Source organism: Aeromonas sp. s9 (assembly GCF_040907765.1).
GTDB lineage: Bacteria > Pseudomonadota > Gammaproteobacteria > Enterobacterales > Aeromonadaceae > Aeromonas > Aeromonas caviae.
Genome location: NZ_JBFOCK010000077.1, coordinates 1 through 15,225, shown reverse-complemented (window position 1 = coordinate 15,225; position 15,225 = coordinate 1). Strand labels below are relative to the sequence as shown.

The following is a 15,225-nucleotide window of genomic DNA, read 5'->3' as shown; positions in this document are numbered from 1 at the left end:
ATCCATTGACCGATCCTCAGGCTGTGTAAGAATCCGAAACTCCTTGTTGGGTTTCGGATTTTTTTATGCGTATCGACCAAGCTCTCGACTTCATTCACGCCTGTCCTCCCGGAAAGTTTGAGTCCCTGTCTGACCTGCTGTCACCTGAACTGGTGCAGGCTTGCTTGGCCGAGACGGGCTCCGTCTCCTTGCGCCGACGGCGCATGCCCATGGAGCGGGTGCTATGGGCCATTATCGGGATGTCCTTGTTTCGTCATGTCCCTATGGCCCAGCTGGCCAACCAGCTCGATATCCTGTTACCCGGCGACCGGCCGTTTGTCGTCCCCAGCGCCTTCATCCAGGCGCGCCAAAAACTGGCTGACCAAGCCGTTCGACAGGTGTTCCAGCAGACCGCCACACTCTGGCATCAGCTGTGTCAGCACCCCACCTGGGCCGGCTTGCAGCTGCTGGCCGTGGACGGGGTGGTCTGGCGCACGCCCGATACTCCGGACAATGCCGGCGCCTTTGCCAAGTCGAAAACCGTCCAGGGGGAGACGCAATATCCCCAGGTCCGCATGTTGTGTCAGATGGAGCTGACCAGTCATCTGCTGACCCAGACAGTGATGGACTCCTGTGCGGTAAACGAGATGGTGTTGGCAGAGCAACTGATTGAAAAAACACCCGATAATAGCCTGACCCTGTTCGATAAGGGCTTCTACTCACTGGGGTTACTCCATGCCTGGCAACGCCAGGGCGTAGCGCGTCACTGGCTTATTCCGCTGAAAAAGGGGGCTCAATACGAGGTCATCCGCAAGCTGGGGCGGCAGGATGTGCTGGTACGCCTCAGAGCCAGTCCGCAGGCCAAGAAGAAGTGGAGCGAGTTGCCGGAGCAGTTCGAAGCCCGGCTGCTGACCCGGACGGTAAACGGCAAGGAGCGGCAGGTGCTGACCTCGCTCACCGACCCGCTGCGCTTCCCGGCCAGCGAGTTGATGGAGCTATACCAGAATCGCTGGGAAATCGAGCTGGGCTATCGGGAGATGAAACATAGCCTGCAACAGCACCGGCTGACGCTGCGCAGCAAGAAACCCGATGGAGTAAGGCAGGAGCTATGGGGCTTGGTATTGGCCTATAACCTACTGAGATATCAGATGGTTAGGATGGCGGCGAGCTTAAAGGGCTATACGGCCAGCCAGTTGAGCTTTCACATGGCATCGGTGTATCTGCTGCATGAACTCAGTTGCCTGCCGTTTGTGTCACCGGGCATGGTTCCAGGGCGTGTCGCTGAGTTGGACAAACAGGCAGAGCAGTTCAAGTTACCCGCCCGCCGAGAACGAAGTTACCCAAGGTGCATCAAAGCCAAACCACAGAAGTATGCGACGAGAAAACCTAGTAAAAACAATGCCAGTCAGGCTTAACTGACTGGCATTACGCCAGATTGGCGGGGCTTTTTGTATCAACCGAACAGTGGGGGAGCCTGGCTCCCTGGCCGCTTACTGGTTGTGGCTGGCGCGACGGGGACGACGGGCCTGGGCCGGTTTGGCGGCGCCGCCTTCCGGACGCTGACCGCCCTGGGGCTTGGGCTTGCCACCGTTGCCGGAGCGATTACCACCGCCATTGCCACCGTTGGCAGAACGACCGGCACCCTGACGCTGGCCCTGACCTTGCGGACGCGGCGCACGGCGCTGCTCGCTCGGATCGCGCGGCTCTTTGCGAAGCGGCGCGCCGATACCACGGGCGATGTTGTCGAGGGTCTCGCGGGAGGCTTCAAAACCGGCCACCTGCTCGCACGGAATGTTCTGCTTGGTCAGACGCTCGATGGCCTTGATGAGCTTGCCTTCATCGGCCGCTACCAGGGAGATGGCGTGACCGGCAGCGCCGGCACGACCGGTACGGCCGATACGGTGCACGTAATCTTCCGCCACGTTCGGCAGCTCGAAGTTGACCACCTGCGGCAGTTTGTCGATGTCCAGACCACGGGCGGCGATGTCGGTCGCCACCAGCACCTTGACGCTGCCATCCTTGAAACCGGCCAGGGCACGGGTACGGGCACCCTGGCTCTTGTTGCCGTGGATGGCGGCGGCGCTGACGCCGTTCTTGTCGAGGGTCTCGGCAACGCGGTTGGCCATGTGCTTGGTACGGGTGAACACCAGCACCTGCTGCCAGTCGTTGCTGGTGACCAGGTGACTCAGCAGGGCAATCTTGTTGGCCTTGTCACAGGGGTGTACCAGCTGCTCGATGCGCTCGGCGGTGCTGTTGCGCGGGGTCACTTCGATCACCGCCGGGTTGTCCAGCAGACCGGTGGCCAGCTCGCGAATTTCGTCGGCGAAGGTGGCGGAGAAGAGCAGGTTCTGGCGCTTCTTCGGCAGCAGGGCCAGGATGCGGCGGATGTCGCGGATAAAGCCCATGTCGAGCATGCGGTCCGCTTCGTCCAGTACCAGGATCTCCACTTCGTCGAACTTGACGGCGTTCTGGTTGTAGAGATCCATCAGGCGGCCCGGGCAGGCCACCAGCACGTCCAGACCACGGCGGGTCGCCATCATCTGGGGGTTGATGCTCACGCCGCCAAATACCACGTGGCTGCGGATCGGCAGGTGCTTGCCGTAGTTGCGCACGCTCTCGCCCACCTGGGCGGCCAGCTCGCGGGTCGGGGTCAGCACCAGGGCGCGGATGCGGTTCGGGGAGACCTTGCGCTTGCTTTCAATCAGACGTTGCAGCATCGGCAGGGTGAAACCTGCGGTCTTGCCGGTCCCGGTCTGGGCGGCGGCCATCAGATCACGGCCAGCCAGTACCGCCGGGATCGCTTGTTGCTGAATGGGAGACGGGGTGTCGTAGCCTTGCTCGGCAACGGCACGCAACAAGGGTTCGGCCAGACCGAGGGAAGTAAAACTCATAGTTACCTGCTAGGGATAGGGGCGCCAAAGATCGTGGTGGGGCTCCTCTGCTGAGCCGATGCCATCTCACAGGATCCGGGCCTATAGAGAAAACAACGATTTCCCCGGGGAGCAGAGCAAAGGGGAAAGAATAGAGGCGCAGTCTAACGGAGTTGGCGCACTTAGACGAGGAAAATGTGATGCGCCTCCCAGCACGGCTGGAAATAGGGACGAAGGCAGGACAAAATGGCCCGAATCGCCGTATGTATCAATGCCCCTGCGCAGCCTGCCGGGGACGGCGCGATACACGGAACAGGAGGTTTTGATTGAAACGGAAGTTCACCCCCACCGCCCGGCGCATGCTGGGCCTCGTCCTGCCCCTGCTCTTCGCCCAGCCCCTCGCCGCCAGGGAGACCCTGTCGGTGGCCTGGAGCCACTGGCCCCCTTTCAGTCAAATCGCTGCCGACGGCACCCTCGGCGGACTGGACGTGACCCTGACCCGCCAGATCCTGGGCAAGGCAGGCGTGGAGCCCGCCTTTCGCAACCTCCCCTGGGCCCGGGCCCTCTACCTCATGGAGCGCCAGCAGCTGGACGTGGCCATGGGCGCCCTGAAAACCCCCGAGCGGGAGCGGTTCGCCCGCTTCTCCGCCCCCTATCGGCGCGCCAGCTTCGTGCTGCTGAGCCAGCGCCCGCAGGCCGGGGAGCCCGACGGCTGGCAAGGGCTCACAGAGCTGGCAACCCTCTGCCAGGCCAAGGGGCTTCGACTTGGCAAGCTGCGGGGTACCCGCCCCCTGCCGATGAACGAGGAGTGCCCTGCCCTCGGGCAGGCGAGTGAATACAACAGCGATGACAGGCTGCTCACCCTCTTGCTGGCGCACCGCCTCGACGGCGTCATCATGGAGTGGCAATACGCCCGCTACCAGCTCGGGGCGAGCAATGCCATCCAGTGTCAGGTGCTCTTGCACCAGCAGCCGGTGCGCCTGATGTTTGCCAAAAAGGCCGTGAACGATGAGGCGCTCGCCCGCATCGATGCCGCCATCGCCACCCTGCCCTCACCGGATCCCGCCTTTGCGCCGCCCCGCTGCCGCCTGGACGCAACCCGGCACCCATCGCTCTCGACGCCATCGGCCCCCTGAGGCAGGCGCCGGCAAAAAACCATGAAAAAGGCGACCCTGGGGTCGCCTTGTGGTATCTGGTGATCACTCACCTGGCCCGCAGCGTGATCAGCGCAGCTGCGGGGTCTGGGTGTGCACGCCCTGGTTCTGGGCGCGGTGGCGCAGCAGGTGATCCATCAGCACCAGGGCCAGCATGGCCTCGGCGATGGGCACGGCACGGATGCCGACGCAGGGGTCGTGACGCCCCTTGGTGATCATCTCGGTGGCCTCACCGCTGGTGGTGATGGTCTTGCCCGGCACCGTGATGCTGGAGGTAGGCTTGAGGGCCATGCTCACCACGATCTCCTGACCCGACGAAATGCCCCCCAGGATGCCCCCCGCATGATTGCTGGCAAAGCCGGTCGGAGTCATCTCGTCCCGGTGCTCCGAGCCTTTTTGCTCCACCACCGCGAAGCCGTCACCGATCTCCACCCCTTTCACCGCGTTGATGCCCATCATGGCGTGGGCGATGTCGGCGTCGAGGCGGTCGAACACCGGCTCCCCTAGGCCTACCGGCACGTTGCGCGCCACGACGCACACCTTGGCCCCCACGCTGTTTCCCTCTTTCTTGAGGGCACGCATGTATTCATCCAGCGCCTCCAGCTTGCCCGCATCGGGGAAGAAGAAGGGGTTCTGCTCGATCTGGCTCTCGTCGAACCCTTCCGCCTTGATGGGGCCGAGCTGGGAGAGAAAACCCACGATCTCGATGCCGTGCACCTGTTTCAGGTACTTCTTGGCGATGGCGCCCGCCGCGACCCGCATGGCGGTCTCGCGGGCCGAGGAGCGGCCGCCGCCACGGTAGTCACGCTGGCCGTACTTCTGGTGATAGGTGTAGTCGGCGTGGCCGGGTCGGAACAGATCCTTGATCTCGGAGTAGTCCTTGGAGCGCTGATCGGTGTTCTCGATGAGCAGCCCGATGGAGGTGCCCGTGGTCTTGCCCTCGAACACCCCGGAGAGGATCTTCACCTCGTCCGCCTCGCGGCGCTGAGTGGTGTAGCGGGACGTACCGGGCTTGCGCCTGTCCAGATCCCCCTGCAAATCGTCTTCGCTTATCTCCAGCCCCGGCGGGCAGCCGTCGACCACGGCGCCCAGCGCCAGACCGTGGCTCTCGCCGAAAGTGGTGACCCGAAAGAGTTGGCCGAAACTGTTCCCTGCCATGAATGCTCCTTGCTGCTTAGTTCTTGTAAATGGCGAAATGGGCCTGGTACTGCTCGAGCTCTGCGCGGGTCATCACAAAGACGCCGTGGCCGCCGTTTTCGAACTCGACCCAGGTGAAGGGCACCTCGGGGAACTGGGCTTCCAGGTGGATCATGCTGTTGCCCACCTCGACCACCAGCACGCCATCCTCTTTCAGGAAGTCGGCGGCATTGGCCAGCAGACGTTTGGTGAGCTTGAGGCCGTCGGAGCCCGACGCCAGGGCCAGCTCCGGCTCGTGGCGAAACTCCTCCGGCAGATCCGACATGTCCTCGGAGTCCACGTAGGGCGGGTTGGAGACGATGAGATCGTACTTGTCACCGGCCGGCAGATCCCGGAACAGATCGGAGCGAATGGGGATAACCTGCTGCTCCAGCCCGTGATCGTTGATGTTGCGCTCGGCCACGTTGAGGGCATCGACGCTGATGTCGATGGCATCCACTTCCGCATGGGGGAACTCGTGGGCCATGATGATGGCGATGCAGCCGGAGCCGGTACACAGGTCCATGATCCGGGTCGGTTCGTCTTTCAGGAAGGGGGCGAAGCGGTTGGCCACCAGCTCGGCGATGGGGGAGCGCGGAATGAGCACCCGTTCGTCCACGTAGAATTCCCAGCCCGCATACCAGGCCTTGTTGGTCAGGTAAGGCGCCGGAATGCGCTCCTGCACGCGGCGGATGATGAGCTCGGCGATGCGGTGGCGCTCGCTGGTGGTCAGGCGGGAGTGGCGCATGCCCGGATCCACGTCCGGCGGCAGATGTAACGCGGGCAGCACCAGTTGCACGGCCTCATCCCAGGCGTTGTCGGTACCATGTCCGTAGAAGATCCCGGCGTCGTTGAAACGACTCATGGCCCAGCGCAACATGTCCTGGATGGTGTGCATTTCGGCAACCACCTCATCGATAAATATCTTGTCCAAATCCACCTCCAAGTCGAGTAATATCCGGCCCGAGAATTTTATACAGCGAGCAAGACGAGTACCTGATGAAAAATACGCCCTCACTCACAGACGAGGAAAGCCTGTTGTTTCGTGATGCTGTCAAAGGTACCCGGAAAATTAAGCAAGATACCATAAGGGCCTCCTCAAGCCCGGTCAAGCAGAAACGCGAAGTGCGCGAGAGCCGCGAAAAGCTTGGGGTTGACCACTTTTTCAGCGACGAGTACCAGCCCCATCTCGAGGCGGACGGGCCGACCCGTTACGTGCGCGACGACGTGTCAAAATTCGAGCTGAAAAAGCTCAAGCGCGGCAGCTACCCGCCGGAGATTTATCTGGATCTGCACGGCATGAACCAGCACCAGGCCAAGCAGGAGCTGGCGGCCCTGCTCACCCTGTGCCGAAAAGAGAACATCCACGTCGCTTCGGTGATGCACGGCATCGGCAAGCACATCCTCAAGCAGCGCATCCCGAGCTGGCTGGCCCAGCACCCCGCTGTGCGCGCCTTTCACCAGGCGCCGCGGGAGTGGGGGGGCGAGAGCGCCATCCTGGTGCTGCTGGACATCGAGGAGTGACCCCCTTCCCCACCCCGCCTTGCCCCGGGCGAACGCCATAAAAAAACCACCGCCAGCTTGCGGTGGTTTTTTTATGGCGCCCCACAGGGGTCAGCTGGCGGCTTCCATATGTCGCTTGAAGTTATCCAGGATGCTCTGCCACCCCGCCCGCTGCTGTTCGCCGCTGTGCAGGGACTCGGCATCGAACCGCTCCTCCACCCGGGTGCCCCCCTGCTCTGCCACGAACCGCACGCTCACCTCGCGGCCATCGTCCATGACGTAGCCGAGCCCCGTCGGCGCTGTGACCTCGGTGAAGGTCCCCTCGAAATCAAACCCCGTGCTGCCATCCCGCGCCGCCATGTGGTGGCAAAAACGCCCACCCACCCGCAGATCCACCCGGCTTTGGGGGCAGTGCCACTGCGGGGAGGCGGCGTTCCATGCCATGATGCTGGCGGGGGTGTTCCAGCCCTGCCACACATCGGCAATCGGCCTGGCAACCCAGACGCTGACGCTTATCTTCATCTCTCTGATCCTCTGGCTTTCCTGCACGTTTTGCACTGTGGCACTGTCATGCCACGCCGGGCGCATCGGGCTGCGCCAAAAAGTGGGCCACCAGGGCATTGGCATGGCCGTGGCCCATGGCGTGTTCGTCCTTGAGCCAGGCCACCAGGGCCATGTGTTTGCGCTCCTCCCGCCCTGCCAGCAGGGTCAGCCAGTGGGCGATGGGCTGGCCGTATTTCTGCTCGATGGCAGGAAAGTAGGAGGCAGGCCCCTTCACCTTCGGTTGTTCATCCATGATGGCTTCTCCTCGGGGTGAGTACAGGCTCAGGGTTTGGGGGCGAACTGCTCGAACACCTGCTGTCCGGTCAGGGTCGGGGTGTCGTTCTTGAGGGCATAGAAGTCGGGCTTCTCGTCGATGAAGATCTGCCCGGTGAGCTCGAACCCCTGATCCTGAAACAGGCCGGCGGAGAGGATGTACTCGTCCGTCGGCAACAGATGGTAGAAAAGATGGGTGCCGCAGGTGGGGCAGAATCCGCGCTCCGCCCACTCCGACGAGCGGTAGGCCACCGGGGCCATCCCGGTGAACCGCACGCCCTTGCCCCCGTGCACCGCGAACATGGGCCCCCCTGACCAGCGCCGGCACATGGCGCAGTGACACAGGTTGACCTCCTTGTGATCGCCGCTCGACACGGTGATCCCGCCACACAGACAATGTCCTTCCATGATGCCTCCTGAGAGTTGGGGCGACAGACCGGGCGAACGGGTGCTCGCCTTCTTGCCGCACCAGATGAAGTAGCACGGGATCCGGGGGGCGACAACTGACCATACCGGGGCCTTACCGCGAGGCTGAGGCTCCCGGAGCGGGAAAATCCCCCTCTTTATTCATCGTATGAATGACTCAACACACCCCATGCACCGGATAAATAATGGTCAGGTTCCCTCCTGCAAGGCGATGCGATTCCCCTCGCAATCCCGACACTCCGCCACCCGGAGGCTCTCCCCGACCCCCGACCCGGGTGACGGGATAGAGACAGGCCCCGCCCGATGCCAGTGCCCGGGCCATGGCCCCCTCGATGTCAGCCACCCGCAGATAGATCCGGGTGCCATCCAGGCTCGGCACATAGCTCTCCCCCTTCGCCAGGGCGCCGGAGCAGCCCGCCGTGCCACTTTCCAGGGGAAAGAGCGCCATCTCGTTGCCATCGATCTGCACCCGCTCCAGCACCGTCTCGAAGACCCCCTCATAGAAGCGAATGGCTCTCTCCAGATCCTGTACCGGAATTTCAAAATGAATGGCGATGTTCATGGTCATCCTCCCTCGGTGTGAACCCGCAGGCTATCAGCGCCAAAAGAGGCGCAACAAGCCAGCGCGGCGATCAACAAGGGAGGCGCGCGGCCTCCCCGGGGTGCTTTCGCTTGTACTGACTCTCAGGTCACCGGTGCCCAGGGGTCGCCCTTGCCCGGCTCGTTGCCCTGGGTCCACCACTTGGCCTGATAGATGATCCCCTTGTGGCTCACCTTGTTGCCCGCGGTGTAGACCTTGCCTGCCTCCCAGGCCGGTACCCCGTCCACCAGTGGCGTGCCGGGGTCGACCGGGGCCGGATCCAGCGTGGCCACCACCCGTACCTTGGGCCAGCTGGCGTGGGAGCCGTAGAAGTTGGTCACGCACTTCTCGTAATCCCCCGGCACCAGGGCCGAATAGGCGGTCTGGTACCCCACCAGATCACACTCGAAGGAGTAGCCGCCGGGTCTGTCCGGGTAGTATTTCCAGTTGCCGTCCCAGTTGGTGTAGAGCACGTCGGTGGCGCCGTTGAGGTTGAGGCTGCCATAGGGGATCTGCTGCCAGCAGGTGTTCTTCTCGTCCGCCAGCAGCGGGATCCCGTAGTGGGCCGCAAGCCCCTCCCAGTAGCGGATGCGGTTGACCGGCTGGCCCTTGTTCTTGTTCTGCTCGCCGCACCTCGATGCCACCGTTGATGATGTTGATGGTGGTGCCAAAGCTGTAGCCGATGCCCGCCGCCAGCTCACGCTGGGAGGGCACCCAGGTCCGGTCGATGACGTGCAGCATGGCGGGTTTGGGAGCCTGGGGCGTCAGGAAGAACCAGATGGCGGAGGCGAGGTTGAGCCAGGAGTCCGCCACCAGCCCGGGGTTGTTGAGGAGCACGGTGGCGTCGCCGTCGAACATGGCCTCGGAGAAGGCGCCGTAGTTGAAGTGGTAGGAGAGCTGCTTGGCGCCGCGACCGAAATAGCCCTGACCGGTGCTGCAGGGCCAGCGCCGGTTCTGCCAGTCACTCTGGCCACACCCCGTGGTGTAGCCGGTCTGCCCCTCAGACCAGCCCATCTCCCGCACGTGCACCAGGGCCTGTTGCCACTCCTCCAGCCCCAAGGGGTTGTCGGAGACATTCTCCTTGGCGATGTGGCCGCCGGTCTCCTGGGCAAAGTGGGCGAAGGCGGTGATGATGGACTTCTTGCAGATGGCGTCCGCATTGCGCCCGTCCGTGTAGTCGCCGCAGAAGGCGGGGAACTTGCCCACCGCCCGCAGGAAGCGCTCGTAGGTGTACTCCGGGGCGGCCATCTGGGTCAGGAACTCCCAGTCCGATTCGGTGAAGACCCGCTCGACCCGCTTGACGTTGTCCGGGTTGCCGGGGGCGCGGGCCACGATGGCCTCCACCACCGTGTTGGGCCGGGTGGCCAGGGCGTGGGACCAGATCCCGTACATGGGGTTGGCGGTCTTGGCCTGGGCCGCACTGGCGAGATCCGCCGCCGCCATCACATAGCCGCCGCTGTTCTGGGGATCGGGCTGGATTGTCATGGCGCTCTAGCCGGGCAGCGCCCAGACGAGGGCAACCAGGCAGGCGGTACGCGTGAGCATGAACATGGGTAACCATCCTTGTCTTGAAAATGTCAGGGCGAGCATAGGCATCCTGGCAACTAAATTCACGACAAGAATTAAGAATTTGGCGAAATTGTGAGCCATACCCTCCTGCACTCAGATGGCGCTCGTTTGCAGGGGGATCCAGCCCCGGCCCAGGTCTTGTTGGCACAACCACCCGCACCGGACCAGGGGCCTGGCTCAGATCCCCCCTGCGCGCACCGCCCGGATCAGCAGATTGCGCGGGGTCATGGGTTTGGGGCAGAAGGTGCCCACCTCCACCCGGTAGCCCTGCTCCTCAAGGAAAAGGGCGCGATCGAGCAGCAGCCAGATTTCCAGGGGACGGCGAAACAGGTGGCGCACCAGCTCCATGCGGGCGACGTCGCCAAAGCGCCGCTCCCCCTGTGCCAGCAAGGCGGCGTAGTCGAGCCCCGCGGGCAAGCCCATCCCCTTGCATTCGGCGGCCCAGTGGCAGAAATCCTCGAAGTCCCCGGTCAGCAGGCTCTTTTGCAGGTTGGGCACCGGCAGGTACTCATCCACCCCGCGCACCTGGCGCTGCAGGCAGTCAAAGGCGAGGCGCCACACCACCTCCCGCTCCCGCAACCTGGCGATGCGGGCGCCGCCGGTCACCGTCTCCTGCAGCGGCAGCTTCAGGTCGCTCTTGCCAAGGCGCAGGGCACTGGCCCTGGCGGCCCGGGAGAGGGGCGCATAGTGCTCTCCCCTGATGAGGTGGTAGCAACACGGGGAGAGGGTCACCCCCTGGGCGCCCCCCTCGGCCACCCGCGTCAGCAGATGGGTGTGCAGATCGCCGCAGGCATGGAGCGCCATGGCGTGATGGTGCGGGGCGATGAGGGCCCCGGACTCGGCGGCAAAGGCATCCGCCTCCACGAACCGCATATTGGCGCCGTCGCGCGCGGCGAGCCGCCGCCCCTCTTCGCAGAGCGCCCCCTGCCACTCCAGGCTCAGGATCTCGGCGCCACGGTGCAGCGACACCAGGCGCCCCAGATGCCCCTTGCCGGCGCACCACTCCAGATAGGGACCTTGGTGGGGGGGCAGACAGCCGGTGAAGGCCTCTATCTGCCCCTGCTTGCGTCCCGGCATGTACATCGCCATGGCCCTGGCGCACTGGACGGGCTCTGGGGCGAAAGGGGCAAGCTCGCCGAGAGCCTGCAACTCGGCCCCCGCCGGGATCCAGGGGGCGAGCAGGGTGCAGAGCGCATCCATGTCCCCGTCGAGGTGCGCTATCTCGTCAAGGGTCAGGGCTGCCAGGCACTTCGCAAGGGCTGGCGCCTCGCGGGCAAAGGCGATCCCCAGGTGGTGATAGGGCTGGTATTGCCACCAGCGTCGCTCGGCAGTGAGCAAGCAGTCCAGTTGTCGAAAACGGTGGGCCAGCACGGTGAACCTGTCCTTTGGCGCAAAAAGGGAGGCTCATTCTAGCGATCTGCCGTCAAAAAGCACTCGCCTGTGCGCCTCTGGTAGCCTGACAAAAAGCAGGGATTTGTGCTATATTCCGCCCCCTCATTCGCGCAGCCCGCCACGGCGAGCCGCTTTACCCCTATAAACGGAACCCAATCATGACCATCAATGCCATCCTGCAAGCCCGTGCAAATGCCAAATGCGAGCTGTGTGGCGCAGAACATGCGCTGACTGCCTTCCCGGTGCCGCACTCCCCCGCCAGCGACGACGACCACAGCGTGGCCCTCTGCGCCACCTGCCGCGGCCAGCTGGAGCAGCCGGACACCACGGAGGTGAACCACTGGCGCTGCCTGGGTGACAGCATGTGGAGCCAGGTGCCGGCGGTGCAGGTGATGGCCTGGCGCCAGTTGAAGGCCCTCGTCGCCCGGGGCGAGCTCTGGGCCCAGGACATGCTGGACATGATGTACATGGAAGACGAGGTCAAGGCCTGGGCAGACGCCGGCGTGACCAGCGACGATGACGACAGCGTGCCGACCGTCGACTCCAATGGCGCCGTGCTGGTGGAAGGGGACTCCGTCACCCTGATCAAGGATCTGGACGTCAAGGGCGCGGGCTTCACCGCCAAGCGCGGCACCCTGGTCAAGGGCATTCGCCTGACCAACAACCCGCTGCACATCGAGGGCAAGGTCAACGGCATGCAGATCGTGCTGGTGGCCGCCTACCTGAAGAAGGCCTGATACCGCCCCTTCAAGCCAGAAGCGCCCCCAGGGGCGCTTTTTTGTTGCCTCTGTTTCCTGCCGTTCGGGTGGCACTCGCGGGAAACTGGACTATCCTGCAAACCAGTTCCGCGGTATGCCCCTCCCCTGACTGTCAGTGCGCCAACGGAGAGGGCCTTCCCGGCACGCATGGAAAGACCCCGGGCACCCTGATCCCCATGGCGCCCACGAGACAAGGAGCCGCCCCATGGCCAGCAAGAAAGAGATCAAGAAGAAGATCGCCGCCCGCCAGGCGAAAATCGCCAAGCACGAAAGCAAGATCAAAAAGCTGAAAAAAGCCCTGAAATAGGGGCTGACAACCATTAAAACCGCCTGATGGCGGTTTTTTCATTACTGCGTTGGCCGCAAGGCGCGTCGAGTGGCCATGACTGCCAACCTCCGGCTAGCACCAATACTTCCTGTTCCAACCACAATCCCCTTTCGATCAGATATATAAGGACCTCTTCCAGTTGCTTGCCATGCTCACTCACCACGGGGACCTCCTCCCATGGGATCTTGCCTCTGCTGATCGGTTGCCCCTCCAGACGGCGGATCAGAGTGCGGGCATAGTGATGAACATAGGCCATCAAGGTGTCGGGTAGCCAAAGAGCCAACGGACGACGAAGGGCATGGGCCAGCTCGTTAGCGATATCCAATCCGCGCTGATCCAGATCGCCAAAATGGGCCCAGGGTACGGCAGCCGGCAACAGCGGGAATACCTGACGTGCCAACTTGGTATTGCGGCCAGGCACATAGAGCAACAACTCCCCCACTTGCAGCGGGTAATCCACGAAAGCTCCCTTGTTCTCCACCGTGACCAGTTGCCGCCCCTGCCACTCAATGCCATGTAACTTACTCAAGCAGCGCTCCGGTAAGACCAGCTCTCCCAATAGTGCCAGTTGCGCCCTCATGTCGTGGCGCAGTCCGTCCTGGTCGATGAGTGACAGCGGGCTCAGCGTGCGAAGTCGAATCACTTCATCCTGTGTCAGCGTGATGTCGATAGCATCATTATCTGGATCTATCCCGCTCTTGCTGTCCCCATGCCAGAGGGCATGAAAACTGGCCTGGTTTAGATGTGCGGGCAGGTCCACCCCGAGAGCCCGTATCGTGTCACGCCTGTCCGGCATCACTGGTGCAACCTGTGCCAGCTGTGCTGCGAGATAATTCCTTCCAGCATCGGTCAACACATGACGAGCCCCTCGTCCCACTGGCTTGACTCCACCCACAGCCTGCAGGAGATCTCTCAACTCGCGGCCATGCTTGCTATCGAGTGAATATCCCTGGTTATTAGTGTCTGCCAGCAAGCGGGCACAGAGATCCTGCACTCGACGCTCATCAAAAAGTGACATCCTCCCCCCTCATTCATTGCGGTTCCATATGGCCAAGTAGAGGGGATCTTTCTGTCCACAACAGTGATCTTTCTCGCACCAAAGAAAGAGCGCTTCAAGGAACCCTGCAAGTCGACAAGCTCGAGGCAGGACGAGCAGCGCTTACGATTGGCGATCCATCGATATCGGTGAAATCAGTATGCTGCGACGCCATTGGTTAGCCGGTGAGAAAAAAGACAGCTTATCTGCGGTTTTAACACATCATAAAAAACTGCCTTAATGCGATTTTTTTATACACATCCTTGCCTATTGCATTTCCAGCCGCAGACCATGCTGCACCGGATTGCCCTCCCCTGAATCCTCTTCGGGGCCGGGAGAGACGCCGCTGGACGACTCGTCAAAGAGGCTGGCATCATGCCTGCTTTGACGCCAAGGATGTGCTCATGAACCCCAATACCTGGATGCTGTTTGCGCTGGCCTATCTGCTGGCGACACTGACCCCTGGCCCCAATGTGCTGCTGGTGGTCAAGAACGGTCTGCAACACGGCTGGCGCGCCGCCCTTGTCAGCATCCTCGGCAACCTGGGGTGCCAGGCCATCCTCATCGGTCTGGTCGCCATGGGGGTGGGCCCCTGCTGCAAACCCTGCCTCCCCTCTTTGTCGCCCTCAAGCTGGCGGGGGGTGGCTACTTGGTGTATCTGGGCTACAAGGCGCTGCGCGCGGCCAATACCGGTGCCCAAGGGCTCTCTCCCTCCACCGCTCGGGGACGCACCAGAACCACCCTCTCCTTGTTGCGAGAAGCCTTTCTGGTCTCCGCCAGCAACCCCAAGACCATCGTCTTCCTCTGCGCTCTGCTGCCCCAGTTCCTCGATCACCAGAGTCCGCTGACGCTGCAGTTCATCACCATGTACCTGACCATCTGCGCCATCGTCAGCCTGGTGCATCTGTGCTATGTCGCCCTGGCTAGGCGCGCCGGTCGCTACTTCAAGCCAGGTCGCGGCGAGCGCCTCGTTGGCCGCATCACCGGCGGACTCTTCATCACCCTGGGCGGCGCCATCCTGCTCAGTGGTCGTCCCTGATCCCTGTGCCTCACCGTTGCTGACATTATCTGCACCATCGGCGCCGCTTGGGCGCCGCGGATCCCGGCCACCGCGGCTAGAGTTGTAGGCGTGTCTGTATATGAGCCTGCGGTGGAGCGCCATATGTATTCCTACACCCTCACCTTCCGGGAGGAGGCCGACAAGCTGACGGCCCCCGAACACGAGATCCGCTTGCAAAGCCCGGCACAGGCCGGTGATTTCATCATTCTCTCCGATGGCAGTCGCCATCAGGTGATGTTCGTCACCCACCGCGCCCACTACAGCAGCCTCTACCTCGACAAGGGGGTCCGCATCCCCCAGAGCTGATACAGGCATCGTCTTTCGCTCCTGCTATGGTGAGAGAGGGCTGCAGCTCGCCAACGCAAGCCCCTTGCCGCCCAGGGAGCGGCAAGCCCGAATGACCCATTGCCAGAGGTATTGATCATGTTCAGACAGACCGCGCTCATCCTGACCCTCACCCTGTTGGGCAGCGCCCAGGTTCACGCCATCTTAAATGCGAAAGGGGACTCCCTCCGACGTAGGTGGGAGGGGAATTTCGCCGGGGCGTCAGCCCCGCTGGTTTTGAATGTATTGCTTGA

14 protein-coding genes and 2 pseudogenes are annotated in these 15,225 nt (G+C 62.9%); 6 read left to right on the top strand and 10 right to left on the bottom strand.

Annotated features, from left to right (window positions below):
* The first annotated feature begins 65 nt into the window (after window positions 1-65).
* Window positions 66-1,394 (top strand): IS4 family transposase, encoded by a 1,329-nt coding sequence (locus AB5Y54_RS16105; RefSeq protein ID WP_010676218.1) that lies wholly within the window; start codon window positions 66-68, stop codon window positions 1,392-1,394.
* Window positions 1,395-1,469: 75 nt separating this feature from the next.
* On the opposite strand, the gene AB5Y54_RS16100 is transcribed toward AB5Y54_RS16105, so the two are convergent.
* Window positions 1,470-2,870, bottom strand: a complete 1,401-nt coding sequence (locus AB5Y54_RS16100) for a DEAD/DEAH box helicase (RefSeq protein ID WP_104452956.1) — start codon at window positions 2,868-2,870, stop codon at window positions 1,470-1,472.
* 338 nt (window positions 2,871-3,208) lie between these two features.
* Between AB5Y54_RS16100 and AB5Y54_RS16095 the strand changes: the two genes are divergently transcribed.
* Complete coding sequence (locus AB5Y54_RS16095) at window positions 3,209-3,985, top strand: ABC transporter substrate-binding protein (RefSeq protein WP_167292784.1); 777 nt, start codon at window positions 3,209-3,211, stop codon at window positions 3,983-3,985.
* A gap of 87 nt (window positions 3,986-4,072) precedes the next feature.
* Here the strand turns inward: AB5Y54_RS16095 and aroC are convergent, their stop codons facing one another.
* Window positions 4,073-5,161, bottom strand: coding sequence for a chorismate synthase (aroC, locus tag AB5Y54_RS16090; protein ID WP_042017130.1), 1,089 nt, complete (start codon window positions 5,159-5,161; stop codon window positions 4,073-4,075).
* Between the two features lie 16 nt (window positions 5,162-5,177).
* Window positions 5,178-6,113 (bottom strand): 50S ribosomal protein L3 N(5)-glutamine methyltransferase, encoded by a 936-nt coding sequence (gene prmB / locus AB5Y54_RS16085; protein ID WP_069784646.1) that lies wholly within the window; start codon window positions 6,111-6,113, stop codon window positions 5,178-5,180.
* A gap of 65 nt (window positions 6,114-6,178) precedes the next feature.
* Between prmB and smrB the strand changes: the two genes are divergently transcribed.
* The gene (gene smrB / locus AB5Y54_RS16080) at window positions 6,179-6,703 is read left to right on the top strand and encodes an endonuclease SmrB (RefSeq protein ID WP_049636766.1); all 525 of its coding nucleotides are present in this window, start codon (window positions 6,179-6,181) and stop codon (window positions 6,701-6,703) included.
* A 90-nt stretch (window positions 6,704-6,793) separates the two neighbouring features.
* On the opposite strand, the gene AB5Y54_RS16075 is transcribed toward smrB, so the two are convergent.
* The 6 genes and pseudogenes from AB5Y54_RS16075 to AB5Y54_RS16050 form a co-directional block, all read right to left on the bottom strand.
* Entirely contained in the window at window positions 6,794-7,204 is a 411-nt protein-coding gene (locus AB5Y54_RS16075) for an SRPBCC domain-containing protein (protein ID WP_041211466.1), read from the bottom strand.
* A 46-nt stretch (window positions 7,205-7,250) separates the two neighbouring features.
* The gene (locus AB5Y54_RS16070) at window positions 7,251-7,478 is read right to left on the bottom strand and encodes a DUF4287 domain-containing protein (RefSeq protein WP_049636768.1); all 228 of its coding nucleotides are present in this window, start codon (window positions 7,476-7,478) and stop codon (window positions 7,251-7,253) included.
* Between the two features lie 29 nt (window positions 7,479-7,507).
* A complete protein-coding gene (locus tag AB5Y54_RS16065; RefSeq protein ID WP_041211468.1) occupies window positions 7,508-7,906 on the bottom strand; it encodes a GFA family protein in 399 nt (132 codons plus the stop codon).
* Between the two features lie 175 nt (window positions 7,907-8,081).
* Window positions 8,082-8,486, bottom strand: a complete 405-nt coding sequence (locus AB5Y54_RS16060; protein ID WP_232048184.1) for a VOC family protein — start codon at window positions 8,484-8,486, stop codon at window positions 8,082-8,084.
* Window positions 8,487-8,608: 122 nt separating this feature from the next.
* Window positions 8,609-10,055: pseudogene (locus tag AB5Y54_RS16055) on the bottom strand (chitinase).
* Between the two features lie 195 nt (window positions 10,056-10,250).
* Complete coding sequence (locus tag AB5Y54_RS16050; RefSeq protein ID WP_104452957.1) at window positions 10,251-11,444, bottom strand: methyltransferase; 1,194 nt, start codon at window positions 11,442-11,444, stop codon at window positions 10,251-10,253.
* Between the two features lie 179 nt (window positions 11,445-11,623).
* On the opposite strand from AB5Y54_RS16050, the gene AB5Y54_RS16045 reads away from it, so the two are divergent.
* Complete coding sequence (locus AB5Y54_RS16045; protein ID WP_039040739.1) at window positions 11,624-12,202, top strand: alkylphosphonate utilization protein; 579 nt, start codon at window positions 11,624-11,626, stop codon at window positions 12,200-12,202.
* A gap of 341 nt (window positions 12,203-12,543) precedes the next feature.
* Here the strand turns inward: AB5Y54_RS16045 and AB5Y54_RS16040 are convergent, their stop codons facing one another.
* Entirely contained in the window at window positions 12,544-13,569 is a 1,026-nt protein-coding gene (locus tag AB5Y54_RS16040) for a Wadjet anti-phage system protein JetD domain-containing protein (RefSeq protein ID WP_049636773.1), read from the bottom strand.
* A 422-nt stretch (window positions 13,570-13,991) separates the two neighbouring features.
* Between AB5Y54_RS16040 and AB5Y54_RS16035 the strand changes: the two are divergent.
* Window positions 13,992-14,626 (top strand): annotated as a pseudogene (locus tag AB5Y54_RS16035) (LysE family translocator).
* 123 nt (window positions 14,627-14,749) lie between these two features.
* The gene (locus AB5Y54_RS16030) at window positions 14,750-14,953 is read left to right on the top strand and encodes a hypothetical protein (RefSeq protein ID WP_039040737.1); all 204 of its coding nucleotides are present in this window, start codon (window positions 14,750-14,752) and stop codon (window positions 14,951-14,953) included.
* The last annotated feature ends 272 nt before the right edge of the window (window positions 14,954-15,225 follow it).

What these genes read in the sequence shown, in the direction of transcription:
- AB5Y54_RS16105 (WP_010676218.1), top strand. Translation starts at nt 66, where the DNA reads ATGCGTATCGACCAAGCTCTCGACTTCATTCACGCCTGTCCTCCCGGA.
- AB5Y54_RS16100 (WP_104452956.1), bottom strand. Translation starts at nt 2,870, where the DNA reads ATGAGTTTTACTTCCCTCGGTCTGGCCGAACCCTTGTTGCGTGCCGTT.
- AB5Y54_RS16095 (WP_167292784.1), top strand. Translation starts at nt 3,209, where the DNA reads ATGCTGGGCCTCGTCCTGCCCCTGCTCTTCGCCCAGCCCCTCGCCGCC.
- aroC (WP_042017130.1), bottom strand. Translation starts at nt 5,161, where the DNA reads ATGGCAGGGAACAGTTTCGGCCAACTCTTTCGGGTCACCACTTTCGGC.
- smrB (WP_049636766.1), top strand. Translation starts at nt 6,179, where the DNA reads ATGAAAAATACGCCCTCACTCACAGACGAGGAAAGCCTGTTGTTTCGT.
- AB5Y54_RS16075 (WP_041211466.1), bottom strand. Translation starts at nt 7,204, where the DNA reads ATGAAGATAAGCGTCAGCGTCTGGGTTGCCAGGCCGATTGCCGATGTG.
- AB5Y54_RS16070 (WP_049636768.1), bottom strand. Translation starts at nt 7,478, where the DNA reads ATGGATGAACAACCGAAGGTGAAGGGGCCTGCCTCCTACTTTCCTGCC.
- AB5Y54_RS16065 (WP_041211468.1), bottom strand. Translation starts at nt 7,906, where the DNA reads ATGGAAGGACATTGTCTGTGTGGCGGGATCACCGTGTCGAGCGGCGAT.
- AB5Y54_RS16060 (WP_232048184.1), bottom strand. Translation starts at nt 8,486, where the DNA reads ATGAACATCGCCATTCATTTTGAAATTCCGGTACAGGATCTGGAGAGA.
- AB5Y54_RS16045 (WP_039040739.1), top strand. Translation starts at nt 11,624, where the DNA reads ATGACCATCAATGCCATCCTGCAAGCCCGTGCAAATGCCAAATGCGAG.
- AB5Y54_RS16040 (WP_049636773.1), bottom strand. Translation starts at nt 13,569, where the DNA reads ATGTCACTTTTTGATGAGCGTCGAGTGCAGGATCTCTGTGCCCGCTTG.
- AB5Y54_RS16030 (WP_039040737.1), top strand. Translation starts at nt 14,750, where the DNA reads ATGTATTCCTACACCCTCACCTTCCGGGAGGAGGCCGACAAGCTGACG.